At 61.4% G+C, this 24,190-nt stretch carries 20 protein-coding genes; 11 read left to right on the forward strand and 9 right to left on the reverse strand.

Features of this window, described 5'->3' with window-relative positions; genetic code table 11:
- Positions 1-102: 102 nt before the first annotated feature.
- Both pdxY and EAO39_RS06665 read right to left on the reverse strand, forming a co-directional pair.
- Positions 103-984, reverse strand: a complete 882-nt coding sequence (gene pdxY / locus EAO39_RS06660; RefSeq protein WP_120966716.1) for a pyridoxal kinase PdxY — start codon at positions 982-984, stop codon at positions 103-105.
- Positions 985-1,074: 90 nt separating this feature from the next.
- The gene (locus EAO39_RS06665) at positions 1,075-1,536 is read right to left on the reverse strand and encodes a RidA family protein (RefSeq protein ID WP_120966717.1); all 462 of its coding nucleotides are present in this window, start codon (positions 1,534-1,536) and stop codon (positions 1,075-1,077) included.
- 214 nt (positions 1,537-1,750) lie between these two features.
- Between EAO39_RS06665 and EAO39_RS06670 the strand changes: the two genes are divergently transcribed.
- From EAO39_RS06670 to EAO39_RS06680, 3 genes are all read left to right on the forward strand, one after another.
- Positions 1,751-4,288: a DNA internalization-related competence protein ComEC/Rec2 gene (locus tag EAO39_RS06670; protein WP_120966718.1), complete on the forward strand. Its 2,538-nt coding sequence runs from the start codon at positions 1,751-1,753 to the stop codon at positions 4,286-4,288.
- Between the two features lie 186 nt (positions 4,289-4,474).
- Positions 4,475-5,959, forward strand: coding sequence for a circularly permuted type 2 ATP-grasp protein (locus EAO39_RS06675; protein ID WP_120966719.1), 1,485 nt, complete (start codon positions 4,475-4,477; stop codon positions 5,957-5,959).
- Complete coding sequence (locus EAO39_RS06680; protein ID WP_120966720.1) at positions 5,959-6,915, forward strand: alpha-E domain-containing protein; 957 nt, start codon at positions 5,959-5,961, stop codon at positions 6,913-6,915. Before EAO39_RS06675 ends, EAO39_RS06680 begins: the two co-directional genes overlap by 1 nt.
- A 74-nt stretch (positions 6,916-6,989) precedes the next feature.
- Here the strand turns inward: EAO39_RS06680 and EAO39_RS06685 are convergent, their stop codons facing one another.
- Complete coding sequence (locus EAO39_RS06685; RefSeq protein ID WP_120966721.1) at positions 6,990-7,532, reverse strand: ureidoglycolate lyase; 543 nt, start codon at positions 7,530-7,532, stop codon at positions 6,990-6,992.
- 204 nt (positions 7,533-7,736) lie between these two features.
- Here EAO39_RS06685 and EAO39_RS06690 point away from each other — a divergent pair, with 204 nt between their 5' ends.
- Positions 7,737-9,071, forward strand: coding sequence for an MFS transporter (locus EAO39_RS06690; protein ID WP_120966722.1), 1,335 nt, complete (start codon positions 7,737-7,739; stop codon positions 9,069-9,071).
- Between the two features lie 87 nt (positions 9,072-9,158).
- The gene (locus tag EAO39_RS06695; RefSeq protein ID WP_120966723.1) at positions 9,159-9,863 is read left to right on the forward strand and encodes a FadR/GntR family transcriptional regulator; all 705 of its coding nucleotides are present in this window, start codon (positions 9,159-9,161) and stop codon (positions 9,861-9,863) included.
- Positions 9,864-10,109: 246 nt separating this feature from the next.
- Here the strand turns inward: EAO39_RS06695 and EAO39_RS06700 are convergent, their stop codons facing one another.
- The 6 genes from EAO39_RS06700 to bfr all read right to left on the reverse strand — a co-directional run bounded on the left by EAO39_RS06700 (position 10,110) and on the right by bfr (position 16,351).
- On the reverse strand, positions 10,110-12,296 hold the full coding sequence (locus tag EAO39_RS06700; protein ID WP_120966724.1) for a TonB-dependent siderophore receptor: 2,187 nt from the start codon (positions 12,294-12,296) through the stop codon (positions 10,110-10,112).
- A 72-nt stretch (positions 12,297-12,368) separates the two neighbouring features.
- Positions 12,369-13,085, reverse strand: coding sequence for a DUF4198 domain-containing protein (locus EAO39_RS06705; RefSeq protein ID WP_120966725.1), 717 nt, complete (start codon positions 13,083-13,085; stop codon positions 12,369-12,371).
- Positions 13,086-13,212: 127 nt separating this feature from the next.
- Positions 13,213-13,572, reverse strand: a complete 360-nt coding sequence (locus tag EAO39_RS06710; RefSeq protein WP_120966726.1) for a DUF3325 domain-containing protein — start codon at positions 13,570-13,572, stop codon at positions 13,213-13,215.
- Positions 13,573-13,575: 3 nt separating this feature from the next.
- Positions 13,576-15,264, reverse strand: a complete 1,689-nt coding sequence (locus tag EAO39_RS06715) for a PepSY-associated TM helix domain-containing protein (protein WP_120966727.1) — start codon at positions 15,262-15,264, stop codon at positions 13,576-13,578.
- Positions 15,261-15,569, reverse strand: coding sequence for a DUF3649 domain-containing protein (locus EAO39_RS06720; RefSeq protein ID WP_120966728.1), 309 nt, complete (start codon positions 15,567-15,569; stop codon positions 15,261-15,263). Before EAO39_RS06720 ends, EAO39_RS06715 begins: the two co-directional genes overlap by 4 nt.
- A gap of 305 nt (positions 15,570-15,874) precedes the next feature.
- Positions 15,875-16,351 (reverse strand): bacterioferritin, encoded by a 477-nt coding sequence (bfr, locus tag EAO39_RS06725; RefSeq protein ID WP_120966729.1) that lies wholly within the window; start codon positions 16,349-16,351, stop codon positions 15,875-15,877.
- Positions 16,352-16,745: 394 nt separating this feature from the next.
- Here bfr and ahpC point away from each other — a divergent pair, with 394 nt between their 5' ends.
- From ahpC to EAO39_RS06755, 6 genes are all read left to right on the forward strand, one after another.
- Complete coding sequence (ahpC, locus tag EAO39_RS06730) at positions 16,746-17,324, forward strand: alkyl hydroperoxide reductase subunit C (RefSeq protein WP_120966730.1); 579 nt, start codon at positions 16,746-16,748, stop codon at positions 17,322-17,324.
- A gap of 176 nt (positions 17,325-17,500) precedes the next feature.
- Positions 17,501-19,057 carry an alkyl hydroperoxide reductase subunit F gene (gene ahpF, locus EAO39_RS06735; RefSeq protein ID WP_120966731.1) on the forward strand — a complete coding sequence of 519 codons (1,557 nt, stop codon included), beginning with the start codon at positions 17,501-17,503 and terminating at the stop codon, positions 19,055-19,057.
- 257 nt (positions 19,058-19,314) lie between these two features.
- On the forward strand, positions 19,315-21,636 hold the full coding sequence (locus tag EAO39_RS06740; RefSeq protein WP_120966732.1) for a TonB-dependent hemoglobin/transferrin/lactoferrin family receptor: 2,322 nt from the start codon (positions 19,315-19,317) through the stop codon (positions 21,634-21,636).
- 70 nt (positions 21,637-21,706) lie between these two features.
- Positions 21,707-22,168, forward strand: a complete 462-nt coding sequence (locus tag EAO39_RS06745; protein ID WP_120966733.1) for a hypothetical protein — start codon at positions 21,707-21,709, stop codon at positions 22,166-22,168.
- Between the two features lie 11 nt (positions 22,169-22,179).
- Positions 22,180-23,301, forward strand: a complete 1,122-nt coding sequence (locus EAO39_RS06750; RefSeq protein ID WP_120966734.1) for a ChuX/HutX family heme-like substrate-binding protein — start codon at positions 22,180-22,182, stop codon at positions 23,299-23,301.
- Positions 23,298-24,182: an ABC transporter substrate-binding protein gene (locus EAO39_RS06755; protein WP_120966735.1), complete on the forward strand. Its 885-nt coding sequence runs from the start codon at positions 23,298-23,300 to the stop codon at positions 24,180-24,182. The genes EAO39_RS06750 and EAO39_RS06755 overlap by 4 nt, the downstream gene beginning before the upstream one ends.
- The last annotated feature ends 8 nt before the right edge of the window (positions 24,183-24,190 follow it).

The following is a 24,190-nucleotide window of genomic DNA, read 5'->3' on the forward strand; positions in this document are numbered from 1 at the left end:
ACCAAAGCCGTACTTTGATGAAGTACGGCTTTTTTCATAGCGGCTTGCGCTTTTTAATCAATGGCTAGCAGCAGTTTTGGTGCATGAAAAATGCAGAAAAAATCATAGCAAAACCGACCGTGCGCTAAAGATCTGCGTGGGTTGCCGGATCTGGGCCTGGCAGGCGACCAGCGGCAGATCGCGCTGGCCGGACTCGGTGTTGGCTACCAGGGCATACAGTGTGCTGACGGCCTTGGCGACAGCCTCAGGTGCGGCATCACCCTGGATCAGATGGCCTAGCAACACGGCAGAAAACACATCGCCCATGCCATTGGGCAGGGGCTGTAAATCCACAAACGGGGTCTCGACCAGCCAGGCCTCGCGAGCGGTCACGGCCAGCGTGGCCAGACGCTCGGAGGGAAGATCTTCGGTGCGAAGACTGGTGATGGCTATCAAGGCCGACGGATGCTGGTGCATATGGGGCAGCATGCCGCGTGCGGCCTCAATGGCTGCCGCCACGCTGGTCAGCGGCTTGCCGCCGCACAGCAGCTCGAACTCATAGTGGTTGGGCGTAATCACGCTGGCCTGGGACAGCGCCCGCTTGCGCAGGAACTCCGGAATGCCGGGGCGCACGAAGAGGCCACGCCCCACGTCGCCCATTACCGGGTCGCACAGATAGTGCGCTGCCGGCTGGGTGGCACGCACTTCCTGCACGGCGGCCAGGATGGCTTCGCCCACACCGGCATCGCCCAGATAGCCCGAGAGCACGGCCACGCAGCGCGACAGCACGCCACGCGCGCGCAGGCCGTCCAGCACGTCGCCGATATGCGCAGGCGTGAACACCTGGCCTTTGAACTCGCCATAGCCCGTGTGGTTGGAGAACTGCACGGTATGCACGGCTACCGGCTCTATGCCCAGCAGCTGCAGCGGCAGCATGGCCGCGTCGTTACCCACATGGCCGTAAGCCACATGCGATTGAATGGAGAGAACTAAAGGTGTGGACATGATGGCAATGAGGTTCGCAATGCGGTGGTGCAGCCCCAGCCAGGCACAGACATGCAGGAGGCCGGGGCCGGCAGAGAAAGGCCGGGGTTTTTAATCCGCCAGCTCGGCCACCAGATCAATTTCCACGCAGCAACCCATGGGGATCTGCGCAACACCAAAGGCACTGCGGGCATGCTTGCCGGCTTCGCCCAGCACCTGGGCGAACAGCTCGCTGCAGCCATTGGTGACCAGATGCTGCTCGGTGAAACTGGTGGAGGAGTTCACCAGGCTCATGACCTTGACGATGCGCTTGATGCGGTTCAGATCACCGCCGGTGGCATGGTGCAGCGTACCCAGCAGGTCAATCGCCACGGCGCGCGCCGCCAGCTTGCCTTCTTCAGTGCTCATGTTCTCGCCCAGTTTGCCCACCCAGGGCTGGCCGTTCTTCTTGGCCACATGGCCGCTGAGGAACAGCTGATTGCCGCTTTGCATATACGGCAGATAGGCGGCTGCGGGCACGGCGACTTCGGGCAGGGTGATGTTGAGTTCTTTGAGTTTGTCGTAAACGCTCATGAAAGCTCCAGGGGTTGGCAAAACGAGGCAATGAGTTTGACACAGGCTGCAGCCTGCCGGGTCGCAGCCGACAGCGAACATGGATACGTAGAGATACGAATTTGATAGCGCAAAGCGCACAGAAAATCTGCGCTTAGCGGTGTTTTCTTGCATGATCTGCTGGGGCAGGGATTGCCGCAATCGGCAGGTCTGGTGCCGCGCTCTAGCATGGCGGATGTCGTCTGCAAGCGTGGTCACTGCCGGAGCATTGCGCTCGCGTCCGTCGTGGGTGGCGGCGCTGTGCGGCTGTGTGCTGGGGGCTGCCTGGCAGGTGACGCAAGCCCGGCTCTGGGCCTTCTGGGTCTATCCGATGTTGTTGCTCTGCGGTGGACTGCTGTTGCTTGCCGTATGGCGCTTCAGGGCACACTCCATGTCGGCCTGGGCGCGAACGGCCTGGCTGCAACTGGGACCGCTGCTGGCGGCAGCCTGTCTGGTGGCAGGTCTCAGCGGCTGGCGTGCCCATGCTTATCTGGCCCATACCTTGCCTCCATCGCTGGAGGCCGTCGATATAGAGGTGGAGGGCACGATTGCTTCCATGCTGCAGGACACGGGCAACGGCCAGCGCTGGCGTTTTGCCGTGGATAAACCCCAAGCACAGACGCAAACGCCGAGTGTGCCGGCGCTGATTGAGCTGTCCTGGTATGGGGCGTTTGGCCGGGAGATTGATGAGGCAAAGCCTAGAGTCGCTCCCTGGGCGCAGGGCAGGGCTCTTGTGCCGGGCCAGCGCTGGCGCATGACGGTGCGCCTCAAGCGCCCCCATGGCTCGCGCAATCCACATGGCTTTGATTATGAGTTGCAGCAATGGGAGCAGGGCGTGCAGGCCACGGGCTATGTGCGCGAAAAACCGGTGCCTGTGCTGCTGGATCTGGGCTCCGACTACCGGCTGCAGCGATGGCGTCAATGGCTGCGAGATCGCATTCGTGCACAAGCCGAACTGCTCAAAAAGTGGTGGCCACCAACCGATGCGTCAACCCGGCAAAAAGCGATAGGCGTCGTGGCAGCGCTGGCGGTGGGCGATCAGCAGGCCATAGAGCGCAGCGACTGGGCGCTGTTTCGCCAGACCGGTGTTGCGCATCTGATGAGCATCTCAGGCCTTCACATCACCATGTTTGCCTGGATTGCGGCCTTGCTGGTGGGGCGGCTGTGGCGGCTCAGCGCTCGCGCCTGCCGGTATTGGCCCGCGCCGCGCATGGCTTTGCTCGCTGGCGTGCTGCTGGCCTTGGCCTATGCGCTGTTCAGCGGCTGGGGCGTGCCGGCGCAGCGCACGGTGTGCATGCTGGCCGTGGTGGCGCTGCTGCAATGGCTGGGCCTGCGCTGGCCTTGGCCGCTGGTGTGGCTGTTGGCGCTGGCCGCCGTGCTGGTGGCCGATCCGTGGGCGCTGTGGCAAGCCGGCTTCTGGCTCAGTTTTGTGGCCGTGGGCGTGCTGCTGTCAGGCAGTCGGGCGCAGCAGGAGCCTGAGGCGGAAAGCGCGCAGCAGCCAACGCGCGGCCGACGCTTGCTGCGCCAGGGGGCCGGCCTGTGGCGTGAGCAATGGCTGATTTCTCTGGTGCTGGCACCCTTGAGCCTGCTGCTGTTCGGCCAAGTCTCGGTAGTAGGCCTGCTGGCCAATCTGATTGCCATTCCCTGGGTCACCTTGCTGGTGACGCCACTGGCCTTGCTCAGTGCCTTGATTCCTCAGGCCGCAGCGCTTGCCGCCTGGCTGATGCTGCCTTTGCTGCAATTTTTGCAATGGCTGGCAGCGGCCAGTTGGGCGGTGTGGAGCTTGCCGCAGCCCGCATGGTGGGCCAGTGTGGCGGCTGTGGGCGCCGGTTTACTGCTGGTGGCGCCGTTGCCAGTGCGCTTGCGCTGGGTGCTGGCTTTTTGCTGTGTACCTGCTTTGTGGTGGCCGCAAGCCAGAGTGGGCTTTGGCGAGTTTGAACTCCTGGCCGCAGATATAGGCCAGGGCAATGCGGTGCTGGTGAGCACCCAGACCCATCACCTGCTGTATGACGCCGGCCCTCAGTACAGCCAAAGCAGCGATGCGGGCGAGCGTGTGCTTTTGCCGCTGTTCTCCGCTTTGGGCGTGCGTCTTGACCGGCTGATGCTCAGCCACAGAGATGCCGACCACACGGGCGGCGCCCTTGCCGTCAAGTCTGCCCAGCCGCAACTTCAGGTCTGGGGCTCGGAATCGGTCATTGATGAGCCCCTGCTAGCCGCACTGGCCCCGGTGCAGCGCTGCACCACGGGCCAGCGCTGGCGCTGGGACGGGGTGGAGTTTGAAGTCTTGCATCCGGCTGCAGATTTCTGGGATAAACCACGCAAGCCCTCACCGAATGCCGGCAGCTGCGTGTTGCGCATACGTTCTGCTTCCGGGCGCGTGGCCTTGTTGGTAGGCGATATCGAAGCCGCGCAGGAGCAGCAGTTGCTGGCTGGCGGCCTGGGCGGGCCTGTCGACTGGCTGCTGGTGCCGCATCACGGCAGCAAAACCTCATCAAGCACCAATTGGGTGCAAGCCCTCAGGCCGCGCTGGGCCATGGTCCAGGCGGGCTATCTCAACCGTTTTGGCCACCCTGCCGCAGCCGTGGTGCAGCGCTACGAGCAGGCGGGCAGTCAACTGGTTTTGCAAGACCGCTGCGGTGCCGCGCTGTGGAGCTCGGGTTCGGTGCAGAGTCTGCAATGCGAGCGCCGGTTTCGGGCGCATTATTGGGACGTTCATCTGGAGGCCGAGCCCTGATTTTTGCCGCTTCACGGGAAAGCTGGCATGTGGCTTGCATGATGAAATTGCCCGGAGTGAAGTCGTCGTTGGCATGCGCAAACATGGGGCTGAACCGGGGTTGGCCATGGCTGGCGTTCGCTTGCGGCATGGCTACACTGGCTCGAGCGCAGGCCGGATGCATGCGTTGTACTTAGAGAGGACAGAATGCGCACATTTGATGAGATGTATCTCAATTCACCCGCCGATCAGGGCGCGCTGAGGGACCATTACAAGGACTATGCGCAGTGGCTGGGCGGTCAATCGCAAGACTATTTGCGTGCCCGCAGTGCCGAAGCCGAGATCGTCTTTCGCCGCGTGGGCATCACGTTTGCCGTCTATGGCGACAAGGACGAGAGCGGTGCCGGCACGGAGCGGCTGATCCCCTTCGATCTGATTCCGCGCATCATTCCCGCCCATGAATGGACGCGCATGCAAGCCGGCCTGGTGCAGCGGGTCAAGGCCTTGAATCGCTTCATTCACGATGCCTATCACCAGCAGGACATCGTGCGCGCAGGCATAGTGCCCGACGCTCTGGTGCGCGGCAACAGCCAGTACCGGCCTCAGATGGAAGGCATCAAGGTGCCCAACGATGTCTATGCCAACATCGCCGGCATAGACATTGTTCGCGCCCCCGATGCCGCGGGCAACGGCGTCTACTACGTGCTGGAGGACAATCTGCGCGTGCCCTCGGGCGTGTCCTATATGTTGGAAAACCGCCGCATGATGATGCGGCTGTTTCCCGATCTGTTCGGCAAGCATGTCGTGGCGCCGGTGGCTCATTACCCCGACATGCTGCAGGACACCTTGCGTGCTAGTGCACCCTCAGGCGTGATCGAGCCCACTGTGGTGGTGCTGACCCCCGGCATGCACAACAGTGCTTACTTCGAGCATGCTTTTCTGGCCCAGCAAATGGGGGTGGAACTGGTGGAAGGGCAGGATCTAGTGGTGGAAAAAGACGTGGTCTATATGCGCACCACTCAGGGCTTGCAGCGCGTGGATGTGATCTATCGCCGTGTGGACGACGATTTTCTCGATCCCGAGGTGTTCCGCTCCACTTCCACGCTGGGCTGCAAGGGCTTGATGCGCGCTTACCGCGCCGGCAATGTCAACATCTGCAATGCCGTGGGCACAGGCCTGGCCGACGACAAATCGGTCTACCCCTATGTGCCGGAGATGATTCGTTTCTACCTGGGCGAAGAGCCGATTTTGCAGAACGTACCCACCTGGCTGTGCCGCAAGCCAGATGACTTCAAGTACGTGCTCGATCACCTGCACGAGCTGGTCGTTAAGGAAGTGCACGGCGCTGGCGGCTACGGCATGCTGATTGGCCCGGCGGCCAGCAAGGCCGAGATTGAAGACTTTCGCCGCGTGCTGCTGGCCAACCCCAGCGGTTACATTGCCCAGCCCACTTTGAGCCTCTCCACCTGCCCCACCATGGTGGAAAGCGGCATCGCACCCCGGCATATCGATTTACGGCCTTTTGTACTGAGCGGCACGCAGGTGCAGATGGTGGCGGGCGGCCTGACGCGCGTGGCTTTGAAGGACGGCTCGCTGGTCGTGAACTCCTCGCAAGGCGGGGGCACCAAGGACACCTGGGTGCTGGAAGATGAAAACGCCGATGCAGAAGGAAATACAGGGGGAGATCGCTGATGCTGTCACGTACCGCAGACCACTTGTACTGGATGTCCCGCTATACCGAGCGGGCGGAGAACACGGCCCGCATGCTCAGTGTCTCGTACGACACGGCGATGCTGCCTCACGCCATCAGCAATTCAAAGCGTGGCTGGCACAGCGTGCTTTCCATCAGCGAACTGATTCCGGCCTTTCATGAAAAATACGGCACGGTGGATCGTGAGTCGGTGATGAAATTCATGGTGGCCGACGAATTCAATCCGTCGTCCATTTATTCCTGCCTCAAGGCTGCACGCGAGAACGCGCGCGCGGTGCGCGGGGCGTTGACCACGGAATCCTGGGAGACGCAAAACCAGACCTGGCTGGCCATGCAGCGCCAGTTTGATCAAGGTGTGTGGCGCGAAGACCCGGGGCAGTTTTTTGAGTGGGTCAAATACCGCTCCCATCTGTGGCGCGGCGTGACCTTGGGCACCATGCTCAAGGACGAGGCCTTGCACTTTGTGCGCCTGGGCACTTTTGTGGAGCGGGCTGACAACACGGCCCGCTTGCTGGACGTGAAATTCCATGCCATCGAGCGCGATTACCACGGCATACCGCGTGGGCGCAATGTGCACAATTTCGACTTCTATCACTGGAGCGCCCTGCTGCGCAGCGTCTCGGCTTTCGAGGTCTATCGCAAGGTCTATCGCGATGTCATCACGCCCGAGCGAGTGGCCGAACTGCTGATGCTGCGTGCAGACATGCCGCGCTCTCTGCACGCCTGCTTGCGTGAAGTCGTGCAGAACCTGGAACGGGTAAAGAACAACCACTCCCAGGAGACGCAGCGCAAGGCCGGTCGCCTGTTGGCGGATCTGCAGTACGGTCGCATTGATGAAATCCTGACCACAGGGCTGCATGCCTATCTGACCCAGTTTCTGGACCGGGTCAACGACCTGGGCCAGGGCATCAGTCACGATTTTCTGCTGCCGACCTGAAGCGCAGAAACGCCATGGCCGTATAGAACAAAGCCGCCCTTGGGCGGCTTTGTTCTGCGCGTCGGCAACTCCTGTCAGGGCTGGGCTACTTCCAGTTCCAGCACGACTCCTGCTCCATCGCCTATAGGCACTACATCGCAGTTGTCGCCCGGCCCCCCGCGGTCTACCACCATGAAGCGCGCAGGCGTATCCAGGGCGATCAGAGAGTGATGCCAGACGCCTCGTCGATAGTTCACGCCCTGGCGTCCATCGGTGATGAAGGCGCGCAGATCGGCAGGCTCTACGTGTTCGCCTATGGGGGCAACCACCACGATGAAAGGCTGTGCATCCAGTGGCATGAAGGCCTGGCTGCCAAGAGGATGGCGTTCCATGCTTGACAGTGTCATGGGCAGCGCATAGGGCTGAGCATGAAACAGGTTGATCAGTGCGTGACCTCCGTGATCTCCGGTGTCCACACGGGCCAGGGCGTGAAAGCGCTCGGTCATGCCGTCGTTGATCAGCAATGGCGTGTTGCCATCGCTGGAGATGACTTCGCCGAACTCGGCGAAGGCCTCGACGGTGAGTGGCTGGGCGAGCAGGCGAATTCTGGTCGGGCGGGTCTCTAACGAGGTGTTCACGAAATCTTTCCTCTTGTTTTCATACTGGTAATACCAGTTTGTAGAGGAATCGAAGCTTTGTCAAATCTACGGGAAAGGAGTTCTGCTACCTTTTGATAGGGGTAAATGCGAGTGTGCACGGCATTGAAGTGCAGATAACGTTCGCTTCGTAAATTAAGACCGGTAATACCAGTTGATTCAAACCCTTCAATCGAGGACTCCCTGATGTCATCCTTTCCTGCATCTGCCGAGGGCGCCGGCACGGCTCCGGCTCTGGCCAGTGAAACACCTGCCGAGGCCGCCGTTTACCGCAAGGTGGCTTGGCGCCTGCTGCCCTTCATCATGGCCTGCTACGTGGCAGCCTATCTGGACCGGGTGAATGTGGGCTTTGCCAAGCTCAACATGCTGGCCGATCTGCAGTTCAGTGAGGCCATGTATGGCTTGGGCGCGGGGCTGTTCTTTATCGGTTATTTCTTCTTCGAAGTGCCCAGCAATATGCTGATGCATCGCATAGGCGCCAAAGCCACCATTTCGCGCATCATGATCATGTGGAGCCTGATCTCGGCCGCCATGATGTTCGTGACCACGCCCACGCAGTTTTATGTGCTGCGCTTTTTGCTGGGCGCTGCCGAGGCAGGCTTTTACCCCGGCATGATTTTGTACATGACCTACTGGTTTCCCTCATACAGGCGCGCCCGCATGGTGGCGCTGTTCATGTGTGCGATACCAGTTTCGGGCATTGTCGGTGGGCCTTTGTCTGGCGGCATCATGGAGCTGATGCAGGGTGTGGCTGGTATGCATGGCTGGCAATGGCTGTTTCTGCTTGAAGCCATTCCTTCTTTGATTCTGGGTCTGGCCGTGCTCTGGTATCTGGACAACAGCATCCGCAGTGCACGCTGGCTGACCGAGGCCGAGAAGACTCTGCTGGAGCGCAATATTGCCCGTGAGAACGCCAGCAAAAGCGACAGCCATATGACGTTGCGTGCGTTGTTTGCAGACCCGCGCATCATCAAAATGGCCATGATCTGCTTTTGTACCGTCATGGGCCAGTACGGACTGACCTTCTGGTTGCCCAGTCTGATCCGCCAGTCGGGGGTGGAGGGCGCCTTCCATATCGGCTTGCTCACGGCGATTCCATTCTCGGTTGCCGTGGTATCCATGAACCTGGTCAGCCGCAGCTCGGACCGCATGCGCGAGCGCCGCTGGCATTTGATCGTGCCCTTTTGTGTGGGTGCGCTGGGCCTGATGCTGTCGGCAGTCTTCAGCGGCAATGTCTATCTGTCGCTGGCCGCTCTGGCCCTGGCGGCAGGAGGAAGCTTGGCGACTTCTCCTTTGTTCTGGAGTCTGCCCACGGCTATTTTGTCCAGTGCTGGTGCGGCGGCCGGCATCGCGTTGATCAACTCCTTTGCCAATCTGGCCGGATTCATCAGCCCCTACATGATCGGTCTGATCAAGGATGCAACGCAAAGCACCAATGCAGCCATGTACGTGCTGGCAGGCGTGTTGCTGTTCGGCGCTTTTCTGACCTATACCGTGCCAGCCAAGCTGGTCAACAAGTAAGGAAAGGGGCAGAGAATAAGTCGAAGGCAGTGGGACAGTCGCTAAGATCGGATGCACCACCTCTGTTTCGATGACTGACCCTACTGTATGGAATCCACCAGCGCCACCAGCCTTGCCGTTGCCAGCCACGCCGCCCGCGTGATTCGGGAGTGGATAGACGACGGCGTCTATCCGGTGGGTTCGCTGCTGCCTTCGCAGCGAGATCTGTCGGAGCAGTTAGGCATCAGCCGGACCTCGTTGCGCGAAGCGCTGTCCACGTTGCAAGGCCTGGGGCTGGTTGTGGCGCGGCCTGGCAAGGGCATGTATGTGACGGAGACAGCTGAAGCGCAGCCCTCCGGCGAGGTCTGGCGCTTTGCCGATTCTCATGCCCTCAACGATGTCTACCAGTTGCGCTATGCGCTGGAGGGTTTTGCCGCCCGTTTGGCGGCCCTGGTGATGCAGCCCGAAGATGTGGCCACCATGCAGACCAACCTGCGTGCCATGCAGCAGAGTATTGAACGGGACGATTTTGCGCAGGCCAGCCGGCTGGACTTCGACTTCCACCTGCAGATCGCCACCATCTCGGGCAACCATGCCATCGCCGATGTATTGCGCGGCAGCGGTGAAGTCATGCAGGAAAGTCAGCGTCTGCCGTTTTACCGGCGCGGCGCGCGCCATGCCACGTGCGAGGAGCATGCGGCCATCATTGATGCCTTGTCCCAAGGTCGGCCCGAACTTGCCCAGCAGGCCATGGCCACGCACATCGTGCAAGCGGCACAACGCGCGGGTGTGCACTTCCCCACGGGGCTTTGACAAAGCAAAGCGGGCCAAGGTATGTGCGATCCATTGCGGATCAATGCACAGGGGCAGCTCGTATAAATCCGGGAGTTTGTGCGCCTTGCCGCTCCTCAGAGCCAGGATGTGTGAAACAACGGGGTCTGCGTATGAGCGATGGACAGGTATAAAAATGCCGCTCACTGGCTTCAGTGAACGGCATTGGGACGTGGTCCGCGTTTTCATTTCTGAGACGCGATGACGGCGATAGCCGCGTTCGCCAGTTCAATAACGGTAGGTGGCGGTCAGCAAGAAGTTGCGGCGTTCGCCGTAGAAGCAGTCGCCGCGCGACAGGCATTGGGTGATCACCACCTTGTCGCCGATATTGTTGGCATGGAGGGCCAGGCGCCAGTCGCCGGCGTCATAAGCCACCATGGCGTCTGCCAGCAGGGAAGAGGGCGTGCTGATGGCCGAAGTGCCGCTCCACTGCGGACCGACATAGCGCAGACCGGCGCCCACACTCCAGCCGCCTCTGCCCTGGGCGGCAAAGCGATGCATCAGCCAGCTCGACGCCATGTGGCGGGACACAGCGGCCACGCGCTGACCCTGGTCGCCGGCGTTGCTGCGGCTGATTTTTGCGTCCGTATAGGCATAGGCCAGCGTCCAGTCCCAGTTCCTGGCCAGGCTGGCGATCAGCTCGGCCTCAAAGCCCTGAGTCTTGACCTCGCCCAGTTGCAGGCTGTTGAGGGGATTGGCCGGGTCATTGGTCTTGCGGTTTTGTTCGCGTAGGCCGTACACCGCGGCATAGCCGGAGATGCCCTTGCCCTCGGGAATCCATTTGACGCCGGCTTCCACCTGCTTGCCGCGCTGGGGTTTGAACGGCGTGCCATAAAAATCCACGCCTCCCAGAGGCTGGAAGGACTCGGTATAGCTGACATACGGTGCCCAGCCGCCACCGGCCTGGTAGGTCACGCCCACACGCTTGGTGGTGGCCGAGTCGTCGGCAGCTGCCGCAGGGCGACCTTCGGTTTCGGTCTTGGCCTTGTCGTGGCGCAGGCCTACCGTGGCGGTCCAAGGGCCCCAGCGCAACTGGTCCTGGAGATAAAAGCCGAGCTGGCGCTGCGCCACATTGGGTGCACGCACCAGTTTGGAGGCTGAGGGCGGGGTGAACGTACCGTACACGGGGTTGTAGACATCCAGTGGTGTGCCCGGTCCGCGCCAGTTGGATTGGCTGCTGGTATTGCGCTGCCAGTCCATGCCGGCCAGCAGCGTGTGCTGGACGGCACCGGTTTGCAGCTGGCCTTCCAGCTGCGTATCGAGCAGCAGCATGCGTCCGCCGTTGATCTGCCACACGGCATCGCGCTGCACGGTGCGGCCGTTGGCATCAAACACCGGGCGTGCGGGTCGGCCCGTGGCGGCGTTGGCGGCAAAGCTGGTGTACAGCGTGCGGTAGTCCACTTCGCTGATGGTGCGGCGCAGGTTTTGGCGCAGCGTCCATTGCTCGTTCAGGCGGTGGCTGAACAAATAGCCAAAGGATTTGTTTTCTGAGTCGTATTTGTCCCAGCCCGGTTCGCTGATAAAGGTGCGGGTCGGAATCTGGCCGTAAGGGCTGGGCAGGCGCGTCCCTTGCCAGGGGAAGAACTGGGTGATGGAGCCGCTCTTGTCCTTGTGGTACATGGCTTGCAGCGTCAGCGAGGTGTCGGTGCTGGGGCGGTAGGTCAGCGAGGGCGCGATCACCACACGGTCGTCCTTGACATGATCGACCTGGGTGTCGCTGTCGCGGCCCACGGCCACCAGGCGGTACAGCCACTTGCCTTCTGCGTCCATGGCGCCCGTCAGATCGCTGGCGATCTGCTTGCGACCGTGGCTACCCAGTTGTACCTGTACTTCGTGCAGGCGCTCGGCTTGCGGGCGCTTGCTGGTCAGATTGAGCACGCCGCCCACGCTGCCTTGGCCGTAGAGCACGGAGGAGGGGCCGCGCAGAAACTCCACGCGCTCCAGCGTATAGGGCTCGACCTTGATGTTGTTGTAGGTACCGTAAGTGCGCAGCAGCCCGTCCTGGTACTGACTGACATCGCCGCCGCGGGCCTTGAAGGAGTCCACGCGGTTGTCGAAATAGCTGGAATTGACGCCCGCCGTATAACGCGTGGTCTCGCGCAGCGTGGTCACGCCCTGGGCCTCGAACTGATCGCGTGTGACCACGCTGATGGCTTGCGGCGTTTCGATCAAGGGCGTGTCGGTCTTGGTGGCTGACATCGCACGCCGGGCCACAAAGCCGCTGACCGGGCCGGTGGCGGTTTCGCCGCCCAGGCTGTCTTGCACGGTGACGGGGGCCAGCATGACTTCGCTGCTGCCGTCTGCACTGACGGTGGGGGCGGAGGTCTGAGCCTGAGCGCCCAGGCTCAGGCAGGTCAGGGCGCTGAGCAAGGTCAGCGGCAATCGGCTGGGCATGCCGGGGAGTTGTGGGTTCATGGTGCTATTCGGTGACTGGCCTCGGGAAAGGCCGCCAGAGTTGAAATGATGGATGGGCTGCGGACGCTGTGATCAAGGCTTGGCTGCGGATGGCAGGGCGGGCGATGGCATGCCGTCCTTGACGCTGAAACTCAGCGTGGTCACATAGCTGGCTTCGCCATAACGCTTGCCCTGCGCTTCGCCGCCTTGCTTGTCGCTGTGATGCACTTCGGCCACGTACAGGCCTTTCCAGGGCAGGGCAAAGTTCACCCGGCCTTGCTCGTCGCTTTGCGCCTCGCGCGACCAGCCCGAGGGGGCGGCGATCTGCACCTTGGCCTTGGGCAGGGGCTGGCCGTTGAAGCTCACCTGGAATTGGCCTGACTGGCCCGTGGGCACCAGATCCAAGGCCCGTGCATTGGCGGCCACGGCCTGTGCCGGCGCGGCCACCCAGCGGGCTGTAGGTACCCACAGCAAGGCTGCTTCATTGCGCTGGCTGCGCTCAATCAGCGGATAGGCTGCGCTGGCGAACAGGGTTTGGGCCTGGCTTGCTGTGCTGTAGCTAAAGCCCGAGCCGGTTGGCTTGCCTGCCAGTTGTTGCGTGCCGCTGGCCGTCTGCTGGGTAAGCGTTGGTGTGGCCAGAAACTTGTCCAGAGCACCGGGCGAGGTCTCGCGCAGGTTGTCGTTGAATTCACCAAAGAACAACTGGGCTTGGCCGTCATTGTTTTCCAGCCAGACCTGATGGGCTTGGGCTGTGCCCAGGCTGGCACACAGCAGCGTGGCGAGGCCGAGGGGGTGATGAAAGTGACGCATGAACGATGTCTTTCCCCGGTGATGACCGGGATTGCTATTGAGTGGATAGCTGCCTGCGCAAGATTCACGTGCGCTGAGTGGCTTTTTGATTCGCGAAGTGAACCGAGGCCTGAGGCCGTTCAGTCCATCAAAGGCTGAGGTGGCTGAAAGCCAAAACAGGCAGTGCCAGCGCTAGCGCCGCCATGCCAAGCCTGGGTAGGCGCTGTGGTTGCCAGGTGGCCAGGGCGGTAGCGGCCAGGGCCGACAGGGACAGGGCTGCCGTCCATACCACCGCCGACATGGCGACCGTGGTCGCACCCGGAAAGCCCAGGGCCATGCCCAGCGACAGGGCCAGCAAGGCCCAGCCTACCTGAGCCAGGCGCTGGCGGCGAAGTACGGCGGCAGGGGCTTCACTGGCTATACCCGGCCAGGCGTCTTCATGATGTCGGTCCATGGCCAGTGCCAGAGCCGTCCAGGCGGCAAAGCACAGCAGAAAATCGAGCAGCATTTCTTATGCCTCCCGTGCGGTGTTGCCACCTTGGATCAACTGGGGGCTGGCCTTGGCGGGGGCTGCATGCTTGGCTGTGGGTTGGGTCTTGCGCTGCAGCAAATGCCAGGTGATGGCAGCAAGCATCAGGCCCGTAGCGGCAAAACCCAGATCCATGCCGGCCCAGGCCCAGTCACGGGCCGGCAGGCTGATGCCCAGATGGGTGGAGGTGGTCAAGGCATTGACCAGGGGCAGGGCCAGGTAAGCGGCGGCCGCCGCACCGAGCACCAGCACCCAGCCTTGGCGCAAAGGCCAGATCAGGCCTAACAGCAAGCCCAGCGCCCAGGTGCCGAAGAAACAAGACAGTTCGGCATCGGGCCTGCCAGCCATCTCCACGGGCAGCAGGCGATTGGCCAACAGATAAACCGCAATCGCCAGTGGCAGACCGCCCATGAGACCGATATTGAAACTGGCCACCAGCCTTTCACCAAAAGGGAGCTTGGCGGCTGGCGTCTTGCGCAGAGCCTGGGCGCGGCGCTTGACGGACCACAGGACCAGGCCCGAGGCAATCATCAGCGAGCCCATGACGCCAAAGCCAAACAGTGCCCAGCGTGTCCCGGTATCGGCAAAGCGCCCCATGTGCAGGCCATAGAGCACGCCATAGGTCTTGATGGCCGGACTTTGCGGATCGACCTGGGTTTGCAACTGGCCGGTGCTGCCATCGAAGCGCAGCCGGGCCGGGCCGTATTGCAGCCGGTCGCCATCGTGGCGGGTGATTTCCACCAGTGGACCCTGGCTGTCGCTGCGCACCGTGATGCTGCCGACACGACCGCCTTGCCATAGCTGGCTGGCCTGGGCAAGCATGGGCGCCAGATCCAGCAAGGGCAGGGGCGAGGCCTGTTCGTTGCGGCCGCGCCGCGCGCTGCGGGCACTGGGTTCGTCGCCTTGCAGCTCGGCAAAATAACTTTGCGTGTCCGTTCCCTTGTCGCCAGGGTAGGCGGCGGTGATGCCGGCCGGCATATACATGGCGTGAAAGATCATCAGACCGCTGAAGGTGATCATCAGATAAAACGGCAGCACGAGCACGCCCGAGACATTGTGGGCATCCAGCCAGGCGCGTTGCCCGCCTTTGCGCGGGCGAAAAGTGAAGAAGTCCTTGAAGATGCGGCGGTGCGTGACGATGCCGGTCAGCAAGGCGATGAACATCAGCAGCGTGGCAGCGCCCACCACCCAGCGGCCTTGAATAGTCCAGCGGCCTTTGTGGGCAGTGCGCAGCTCAAAGTGAAAGCGGTAGAAAAATTCACCGCCAGCGGTTTCCCTGGCGTCCAGCACCGCACCGGTCTGTGGGTGCAGCAACAGGGTCTGAAAACGGCTATTGGCCTGATCGCGCCACAGCAGGTTGACTGCAGGTGTGCGCTCATCGGGCAGGCGCAGGATGAAGTTGCTCACGCCCGGCGCATGCCGGTGCAGCGCGGCCTGGGCACGTTGAGGGACTTCGCTGTCGGCCGCCGGCAGGCCGTGCAGCTCGGGTCGCATCCAGAGATTGAATTCGTTCTTGAAAAAACTCAGCGTGCCGGTGACGAAAATTGCAAACAGAATCCAGCCCAGAATCAGCCCCGACCAGGTATGCAGCCAGGACATGGCCTGGCGAAAACCCTCCTGCTCTGGCGAGGACGGGTTCTTGGCCTGTGCTTTGCTCTGGGGGGGCGTCATGCAGCGACTCCCCACCAGGATGGCCCATATACGACAGCTCCCAGGGCGAGAGCCGGTAGCAGCACGCCGGCCCAGGCCAGCCAGGCCGTGCGTGCAAAAAAGGTCCAGCCAATCGCCATGGCGTAGATGATCCAGGACAGCAAGGTGGCCGTCATGACCGCCTCCACGCGCTCCAGTGGTGGGTGGAGCAGCAGGCTCAGCGCTGCGGTGCTGGTCGCCGCCAGGGCATAGCCACCCAGGGTGGCGGCCACGGTGCGCGAGGCCACGGCGAGGCGATAAGGCGTCAGGGGATATGTGGCTTTCATGCCGCCTCCTGCGCTGTCGGAGCAAGGCGGCAGAGATGGTCGCAGCCGGGGGCCGCAGCGGCAATGCGCGGAGGAGTCGCCCTTGGCGATGAAAAGCAGGTAGACGAGGAGTGCAGCATGGCGGACAGGCAAACGAAGCAAGCGGTTCGCTGGCTGGCCTATGTCAAGAAATCATGCTGGCATGCGAAGAAATGTAAAGCTGAGTATAAGCTTTATTGAGAATGATTGTTATTTGCTGTTGGATTTGAGGCCGCAAAAAAGGACCCGTAGGTCCTTTCAATCAGCAGCTCAATGGTTGTGGATCTTTATTCGATCTCGCCCATCAGCGACTGCAGATAGTTCTGCGTACCGACCTTGTCGATCAGATCGATCTGGGTTTCCAGGAAGTCGATATGTTCTTCGGTGTCGTCCAAAATCTTTTGCAGCAAATCGCGCGAGACATAGTCACGCACGGATTCGCAGTGTGCAATGCCGTCCTTGATGGTCTGCTGGGCCGTCAGTTCCAGGCGCAGATCGCAGGCCAGGGCTTCGGGCACGTCCTCGCCGATTTGCAGCTTGCCCAAGTCTTGCAGATTGGGCAGGCCGTCGAGCGTGAAGATGCGATCCATCAGCCAATCGGCGTGCTTCATCTCGCCGATGGATTCTTCGTATTCCTTCTTGGCCAGCTTGTCGAAGCCCCAATGCTTGTACATGCGGTAGTGCAGGAAGTACTGGTTGATCGCCGTCAACTCGTTCTTCAGCTGTGCTTGTAGCCAGGAAATGACTTGTGCGTCGCCTTTCATGGGGGGACTCCTTCTCGGACAGTTGTTATTCGCTTGGATTGTCCACGCTTTGTGAGGCAAATCAAACAAAGCCCATGCTTGGGCGAATTGGCTGCATCTGATGCGCGTTCTCGTTTAGTTTCTGTTGGGCCTGGCCGTGATCGCGCATGGAGATTGACCTGTTGATGACAACAAAAGCTATGAACGTGATTGAAGGACTATTGACTTGAAGCGGCCAGATTCGGCCCACAATAGAAAGCTGAGCTGCAAAGCGATGCGGCTTGGCTCCAGAATGACTGGAAACGGGATTGATAGATTATTTAAATCAATTCAATAAAGTCAATTGATTTGATTTATTGATTGAGGGAATCTAAACTTCATCCTGTCATCAACACTCACCACAAGGAAACAGCAAATGTCTTCTCTGATCAATACGCAAGTTCAACCGTTCAAGACCGAAGCTTTCGTGAACCGCAACGGCAAGGGTGAATTCATCACCGTGACCGAAGAGAGCCTGAAGGGCAAGTGGTCTGTTGTGATCTTCATGCCTGCAGCCTTCACCTTCAACTGCCCCACCGAAATCGAAGACGCAGCGAACAACTACGCTGAGTTCCAGAAGGCCGGCGCCGAGGTGTACATCGTGACTACCGACACCCACTTCTCGCACAAGGTGTGGCACGAAACTTCCGACGCCGTGGGCAAGGCCAAGTTCCCTCTGGTGGGCGATCCTACACACCAGCTGACCAACGCTTTCGGCGTGCACATCCCTGAAGAAGGCCTGGCACTGCGCGGTACCTTCGTGATCAACCCCGATGGCGTGATCAAGACCATGGAAGTGCATTCCAACGAAATCGCCCGTGACGTGTCGGAAACTCTGCGCAAGCTCAAGGCTGCCCAGTTCACCGCCGCTCACCCCGGCCAAGTGTGCCCCGCCAAGTGGAAGGAAGGCGCTGACACGATCACTCCTTCGCTGGACCTGGTCGGCAAGATCTAAGCCTGATTGCTATCGGCTGAGCGCGCAGGCGCTCTGAGAGCCGGACGACGCTCAGGCACCCGGTGTCTGTTCGTCCGGCTTTTTTACGCCCAGTTTTTTGCTTTTATGGGCGGGCAAGCGGCTCCAAGCCACTTTGCTGCACTGCATTAACAACTCAAAATTCAAAGGAATCCACCATGCTTGACGATCAACTCAAAGCCCAACTCGCCGCCTACCTGGAACGTGTGCAGCAGCCGTTTGAGCTGGTGGCTTCTCTGGATGACAGCGAGACCAGCGCCAAGATGCGCGATCTGCTGCAAACCATTCAGTCCCTGCGCAGCGACAAGATCACGCTGCGCACCGATGGCAACGACGCCCGCAAGCCTTCGTTCTCTTTGCAACGCAAGGGCACCGACACCCAGCTGCGCTTTGCCGGTCTGCCCCTGGGTCACGAATTCACCTCGCTGGTGCTGGCGCTGCTGTGGACGGGCGGCCATCCACCCAAGGTGGAGCAGGATCTGATTGACCAGATCAAGGCGCTCGACGGAGACTACAACTTCGAGGTCTACATGAGCCTGACCTGCCACAACTGCCCCGACGTGGTGCAGGCGCTGTCGCTCATGGCCATCCTCAACCCCAAGATCAAGACCACGGTGATCGAAGGCGGCGCCTTCCAGCAGGAAGTGACCGAGCGCGAAATCATGGCCGTGCCCATGGTGCTGATGAACGGTTCCGTGTTTGGCACCGGTCGCATGAGCATCGAAGAAATCGTGGCCAAGCTCGATACCGGTGCGGCCTCGCGTGAAGCCGCCAAGCTCTCGGCCAAGGAGGCTTTCGATGTGCTGATCATCGGCGGTGGCCCCGCTGGCGCAGCGGCCGCTGTGTATGCAGCGCGCAAGGGCATTCGCACCGGTGTGGCGGCAGAGCGCTTTGGCGGTCAGGTCAACGACACGTTGGCCATCGAGAACTACATCTCCGTGCTGGAAACCGACGGCCCCAAGTTTGCCGCAGCGCTGGAAGCCCACACCCGCGCTTACGACGTAGACATCATGAATTTGCAGCGCGCCGAGAAGCTGATTCCCGCAGCGCAGCCCGGCGGCCTGCTCGAAGTGCAGCTGGCCAATGGTGGTTCGCTCAAGGCCAAGACCGTGATTCTGTCCACCGGTGCGCGCTGGCGCAATGTGAACGTTCCCGGCGAAGCCGAGTACCGAAACAAGGGCGTGGCCTACTGCCCGCACTGCGACGGCCCGCTGTTCAAGGGCAAGCGTGTGGCGGTCATTGGCGGCGGTAACTCGGGTATTGAGGCGGCCATCGACCTGGCCGGCTTGGTGGCCCATGTGACGGTGGTGGAGTTTGCCGAACAGCTCAAGGCCGACGCCGTGCTGGTCAAGAAGCTGCACAGCCTGCCCAATGTGACCGTGCACACCAATGCACAGACCACGGAAATCACTGGCGCCAATGGCAAGGTCAATGGTCTGCGCTACAAGGACCGTGTGACGGGCGAGGAACACCATGTCGAGCTGGAAGGCGTGTTCGTCCAGATCGGTCTGGTGCCCAACACCGAATGGCTCAAGGGCACGGTGGAGCTGAGCAAGTTCGGCGAAATCATTGTGGATGCCAAGGGCCAGACCAATCTGCCCGGCGTGTTCGCTGCCGGTGACTGCACCACGGTGCCGTACAAGCAGATCGTGATTGCGGCAGGTGCCGGTTCCACGGCGGCTCTGTCGGCCTTCGATCACCTGATTCGCAACTAAAACAGGCTGTAGTGCTTTATGCATAAGCGCTAGTAGCTATTAAAAAAGGACTGCTTCGGCAGTCCTTTTTGTTTTTCTCGGCGCGTTTATACATTCGTCGATGAAGGTTAAAGTAAAAATATCAATCAAATGAGAACTATTCGCATACACTGTGCATTGCTCAGCCAGCATATGCAGTGCCAGCTACGGGTCTGATTCCTGTGGCACTTTCCAGAAGCCAGCTCTTGTCAATTCAATGAATAAAGAGGGTTTCTGGTATGGCATCCGCTGCCGCTACGCACACTCGCGCCCTGTTGGCGCCGCTTTCCGTTTTTCACCCCGCTGCTCGTCCTGCTATCCATCCGCTGGCCCTGGCTTGTGCGCTGGCCTGCGCGTCTTTTGCCGCTCAGGCACAGGAATCGGCCCTAGTGGCTCCGACGCAGACGGTGGCCCAAGCCTCGGCCACGGTGCGCGTGGCCGCAGCCCATGCAGATCGCAGCGCCCCGGTGATGAAAGACGTGGTGGTGAGCGCCTCGCGCGATGAGCAGGATGCCGATGCTTTGCCCATGACGATTGACGTTATTGATGCCAAGCAGATGGAAGAGGGACATGTCAGCGACATCCGCGAGCTGGCCGAGAAACTGCCCAATGTGACCGTGCCCCGTGCACCGGCCCGTTTTTCGCTGGCGTCCTCGTCGGCCGGGCGGGACCAGAACAGCGGCTTCAATATCCGCGGCCTGGAAGGCAATCGCGTGCTGATGCTGGTCGATGGCGTACGCCAGCCGCGCGGCTATTCCTTCAGTGCCAACACCTTTGGCCGCGACTATCTGGATCTGGGCCTGGTGCAGCGCGTGGAAATTCTGCGTGGCTCCGTGCCGGCGCTGTATGGCTCGGACGGCATGGGCGGCCTGGTCAACTTCATCACCGTGCAGCCCGATGATTTGCTCAAAGGTGGCAAGACCGTTGGTGGTCGCGTCTCCGCCAGCTACGACGGCTCGGACAACGGCAAGCGTGTGGGCGCCACTCTGGCAGGACGTGCCAGCCCTGAATGGGCTTGGCTGGTTTCTGCCGGCATTGGCCGCTCCAGCGCGCTGGAGAACATGGGTACCGTAGGCGGCGTGGGCAGCACCCGCACCGAGCCCAACCCCGAAAAAGACAAGAGCCACTCGCTGCTGGGTCGCCTGGTCTACACACCTTCGGCGGTGCAAAAACATGTGTTCACGCTGGAGCAGGTCAACAAAAAGGCCGACTATGCCTTGCTGACGGCACAGGGCACATCCCTTGGCGGCACGGTGCTGGACTCCAACTCCAAAACGGAAATGAATCGCTGGCGCGCCAGCTGGCAGGGGCAATGGCAGCAACTGGGCTGGTCGCTGGCCGATGAGCTGCAGTTGATGGCCAGCTACCAGGGTTCGGATTCGCGCGAGTGGATCAATGAAACCCGCAGAAATCTGCCCTATCGCGAACGCGATGTGACCTACGACGAGAACGCGCTGCAACTGCATGCGCAGGCCAACAAAACCCTGCGCTGGGGTACGGCGGTCAGTGGCAAGTTCACCTATGGCATGGATTACATGCGCAACAAGGTGGTCAACGAGCAAAACGGCATCACGCCGGCCGCTGGCGAGCAGTTCCCGCTCAAGCGTTTCCCCAATACGACAGAGACATCGACTGCGCTGTTTGCGCAGGCGGATCTGCACTATGGCGCATGGAGCCTGACGCCTGGCGTGCGGGCCGAGCACTACAGCATCAAGCCCAAGCAGCAAGGCTTTTTGCCCACGGTGGTCAGCAATTCGGACTCGGCCATCTCGCCCAAGCTGGGCGCATTGTTCCAGGCATCGGATGCATGGTCTGTCTACGGCAACTACGCCGCAGGCTTTCGCGCGCCGAATGCAGGCCAGATCAATGCCTATTTCGAGAATTCCAGCCAGTACTACAAGAACATACCCAACCCCAATCTCAAGCCCGAAAAGAGCAACACCTTCGAGCTGGGACTGCGTGGACGCATGGAGCGCATGAAGCTCGATGCGGCGGTGTTCACCGGTCGCTACAAGAACTTCATCCTCGATCAGCAGCTGGTGTCGGGCACACCGGGCAACCGCAACGACCCCGGCATCTATCAGTCGGTGAATTTGGAAGACGTGCGCATCAGTGGCTTTGAACTCAAGGCCGACTATGACTGGGGCAAGTTTGCCGGCGGCAACTGGCGCACCCATGCCGCCTACGGCTACACCAAGGGTACGGAAACCAAGACCGACAAGCCTGTGAACACCATCTCGCCACAGCAACTGGTGCTGGGCGTGCGCTACGACACCTCTAACGTGGGTGTGCAGCTGAGCGCCTCGCACTGGGCAGGCAAGAAAGCCAAGGATGTTCCCACCACCACGGCCTGGCTCAGCCCTAGCGCCACGGTGCTGGACTTGAGCGCGCAATGGCGTATTCGTCCCGGCACGCGCCTGAACGTCGGCATCTACAACCTGACGGACAAGAAGTACTGGCGCTGGTCCGATGTGCGCGGACTGACCTCCAGCACGCAGATTGTCGATGCCTATAGCCAGACAGGCCGAAACCTGCGCGTGTCCCTGGTTCAGGACTTCTAACTTCATAGCATCAAGCGCTTTTGGATAAAGAGCTTGATGCGTTTTTCAATGGATAACGTGGGAGTGTGCCATGCCAGTGTCTGAAGACCGTTCCAAGACCGCCGGTGCCAGCGATGCCGAAGCCGCAGTGCAGGAGCGCGCAGAGGAATACCTGCTCACCGAAAGCGAAGCACAGCTGGCGGCCACGCTGGCGCTGATGACTGGTTTCAGCCAGGGCTGCTGCGCTGCCCACCGTGCGCCCATGGCCGCCCGCGTGGCTGAGCAGTTGGCCGGCATGGCGCATGGCGCCGCGCTGTCCAAGGATATGCAGGCGTTTTTGCTGCGCCTGTGCCAGCGCTGGAGTGTGGTGGCTGACGCCCTTGATGCGGAGTCTGCGGCACAGCAGCGCGAGGCGGATGCGCCAGACGAGCGGCCTATAGGTATAGGCACGCATCACCACACAGCGACCCACAGCATGGGCCAGAGCACGGCCCACGACGATTTCCCACCTTCCCGCGTGCATTGGCACGCCAGCCCGGAGACTTTGCAATGAACAACCCTACGATGACAGAAACAGCCACCCCAAACCCCGGTACTTCGGCGTTGAACACCGCCGTGCAGATCCGTGAGCAATTTGCCCAGGAGCGTGCGAAGGGCCTGCGCATCAAGGACGCCGCAGAAGCCATGGGCCTGAGCGAAGGCGCGGTGATTGCCGCACATGGCGGCGAGCATGAGCGCGCGCTCAAGGCCCTGCCTTTGCGTGCCGAGTGGCTGGCGATCTTGCAAGGCCTGGAGGCCTGCGGCACCGTCATGGCGCTCACCCGCAACGAATCGACCGTGCACGAAAAAGACGGTATCTATCAAAACGTTTCGGCCACCGGCCCCGTGGGTCTGGCTTTCAGCCGCGAGATTGACCTGCGCCTGTTCTTCATGCACTGGCATGCCGGCTTTGCCGTGACCGAAGCCTCGGCCAACGGCAATCGTCCGGCCATGCACAGCCTGCAGTTCTATGACGCCAGCGGCCGCGCTGTGCACAAGATTTTTGCCCGCGAAGCCACGGATATGGCGGCCTGGAATGCGCTGATCGAACGTTTTGCCGAACCGGCCGCCGGCTATGTATTCCGCGAAGCGGCGGCCAAGCCCGCGCCCAAGGCCGACAGCGAAATCGATGTGCCTGCGCTGACCCAGGCCTGGAGCGCCCTGAAGGACACGCACGAGTTCTTCGAGATGCTGCGCAAGCACGGAGCCGAGCGTCAGCAGGCCTTCAGCCTGGTGCCTGAATACTGCCAGCGCCTGGAAGGCGATGCCGTTACCCGCCTGCTGGGCGATGCGGCCGTGGATGGCGTGTCCATCATGGTGTTTGTGGGCAGCAGCGGCTGCATCCAGATTCACACCGGCCCGGTGAGCAATATCCAGCCCATGGACGGTGCCAACGGCGTGCGCTGGATCAATGTGCTGGACAAGGGCTTCAATCTGCATCTGCGCACCGACATGATTGACAAAGTGTGGGTGGTGCAAAAGCCCACCAGCGATGGCGTGGTGACTTCGGTGGAAGTGTTCGATGCCGCCGGCAACAACATGGCCATGTTCTTTGGCGAACGCAAGCCCGGCCAGCCCGAGCTGCAAAGCTGGCGCGATCTGGTGGCCGGTCTGCCCCGTCTGTCGGCGGCGACGGAGGCCGCATGACACAGCCGCTGAACTCCCGCAGAGCGGGTCTGCAATGGCTGGGGGCCGCTGTTCTGGGCGCGGCCCTGCCGGGACTGGGCCATGCCCAGACGCAGGCCGCGCCGGCGCGGCGCCTGGTGTCCTTGAGCGGGGCCCTGACCGAAGTCGTCTACCTGCTCAATGCCCAGGGCTTGCTGGTGGGCACCGATACCACCAGCCTGTTTCCCGATGCTGCGCAGAAAACGCCCAAGGTGGGCTATGTGCGCCAGCTGTCGGCCGAAGGTCTGCTCTCGCTCAAGCCTGACTCTGTCATAGGCACCAGCGAGGCCGGACCGGCCGTGGTGCTGGACCAGATACGCCAGGCCGGCGTGCGGGTGTCGCTGGTGAAGGCCCAGCATGTCTGGGGCGATGTGCAGGAAAAAGTGAAAGTCGTGGGGCGCGAAACCGGCAAGGTGGGCGAAGCCAGCGCATTGCTGGAGCGCCTGGATGCGCAGTGGCAGAGCGTTCAGGCCCAGGTGGCCAAGGCCACACGCAAGCCGCGCGTGCTGTTTTTGCTCTCGCACAGCGGCAGCCCCCAGGTGGCGGGACGCGGTACGGCAGCCGATGCGCTGATGCGCTATGCCGGCTGCGTCAACGCCATCGATCAGTTTGACGGCTACAAGCCGCTGACGGCAGAGGCCATGGCCAGCGCCGCACCGGAGGTCATCATCAACACCACGCAAGGCATAGAGGCCATGGGCGGTGAGGCCGCCTTCTGGAAGCGGCCCGAGCTGGCGTTGACCCCGGCCTATGCCAAAAAAGCCCTGGTCACGCTGGAGGCCAGCCACCTGCTGGGCTTTGGCCCGCGTCTGCCCAGCGCCGTGCAGGCCTTGCATATGCGCACCTTGCAGTGGGTGGCCTGAGAGCAGAC

Source organism: Comamonas sp. lk (genome assembly GCF_900564145.1).
In the GTDB taxonomy this organism is placed as follows: domain Bacteria; phylum Pseudomonadota; class Gammaproteobacteria; order Burkholderiales; family Burkholderiaceae_C; genus Comamonas.

Excerpts from the sequence above, each read along its gene's own strand:
- ahpF (WP_120966731.1), top strand. The coding sequence starts at position 17,501 with ATGCTTGACGATCAACTCAAAGCCCAACTCGCCGCCTACCTGGAACGT.
- EAO39_RS06745 (WP_120966733.1), top strand. The coding sequence starts at position 21,707 with ATGCCAGTGTCTGAAGACCGTTCCAAGACCGCCGGTGCCAGCGATGCC.
- EAO39_RS06755 (WP_120966735.1), top strand. The coding sequence starts at position 23,298 with ATGACACAGCCGCTGAACTCCCGCAGAGCGGGTCTGCAATGGCTGGGG.
- EAO39_RS06665 (WP_120966717.1), bottom strand. The coding sequence starts at position 1,536 with ATGAGCGTTTACGACAAACTCAAAGAACTCAACATCACCCTGCCCGAA.
- EAO39_RS06675 (WP_120966719.1), top strand. The coding sequence starts at position 4,475 with ATGCGCACATTTGATGAGATGTATCTCAATTCACCCGCCGATCAGGGC.
- EAO39_RS06680 (WP_120966720.1), top strand. The coding sequence starts at position 5,959 with ATGCTGTCACGTACCGCAGACCACTTGTACTGGATGTCCCGCTATACC.
- EAO39_RS06690 (WP_120966722.1), top strand. The coding sequence starts at position 7,737 with ATGTCATCCTTTCCTGCATCTGCCGAGGGCGCCGGCACGGCTCCGGCT.
- EAO39_RS06740 (WP_120966732.1), top strand. The coding sequence starts at position 19,315 with ATGGCATCCGCTGCCGCTACGCACACTCGCGCCCTGTTGGCGCCGCTT.
- EAO39_RS06705 (WP_120966725.1), bottom strand. The coding sequence starts at position 13,085 with ATGCGTCACTTTCATCACCCCCTCGGCCTCGCCACGCTGCTGTGTGCC.
- ahpC (WP_120966730.1), top strand. The coding sequence starts at position 16,746 with ATGTCTTCTCTGATCAATACGCAAGTTCAACCGTTCAAGACCGAAGCT.
- EAO39_RS06750 (WP_120966734.1), top strand. The coding sequence starts at position 22,180 with ATGACAGAAACAGCCACCCCAAACCCCGGTACTTCGGCGTTGAACACC.
- EAO39_RS06700 (WP_120966724.1), bottom strand. The coding sequence starts at position 12,296 with ATGAACCCACAACTCCCCGGCATGCCCAGCCGATTGCCGCTGACCTTG.
- pdxY (WP_120966716.1), bottom strand. The coding sequence starts at position 984 with ATGTCCACACCTTTAGTTCTCTCCATTCAATCGCATGTGGCTTACGGC.
- EAO39_RS06720 (WP_120966728.1), bottom strand. The coding sequence starts at position 15,569 with ATGAAAGCCACATATCCCCTGACGCCTTATCGCCTCGCCGTGGCCTCG.
- EAO39_RS06715 (WP_120966727.1), bottom strand. The coding sequence starts at position 15,264 with ATGACGCCCCCCCAGAGCAAAGCACAGGCCAAGAACCCGTCCTCGCCA.
- EAO39_RS06695 (WP_120966723.1), top strand. The coding sequence starts at position 9,159 with ATGGAATCCACCAGCGCCACCAGCCTTGCCGTTGCCAGCCACGCCGCC.
- bfr (WP_120966729.1), bottom strand. The coding sequence starts at position 16,351 with ATGAAAGGCGACGCACAAGTCATTTCCTGGCTACAAGCACAGCTGAAG.
- EAO39_RS06670 (WP_120966718.1), top strand. The coding sequence starts at position 1,751 with ATGTCGTCTGCAAGCGTGGTCACTGCCGGAGCATTGCGCTCGCGTCCG.
- EAO39_RS06710 (WP_120966726.1), bottom strand. The coding sequence starts at position 13,572 with ATGCTGCTCGATTTTCTGCTGTGCTTTGCCGCCTGGACGGCTCTGGCA.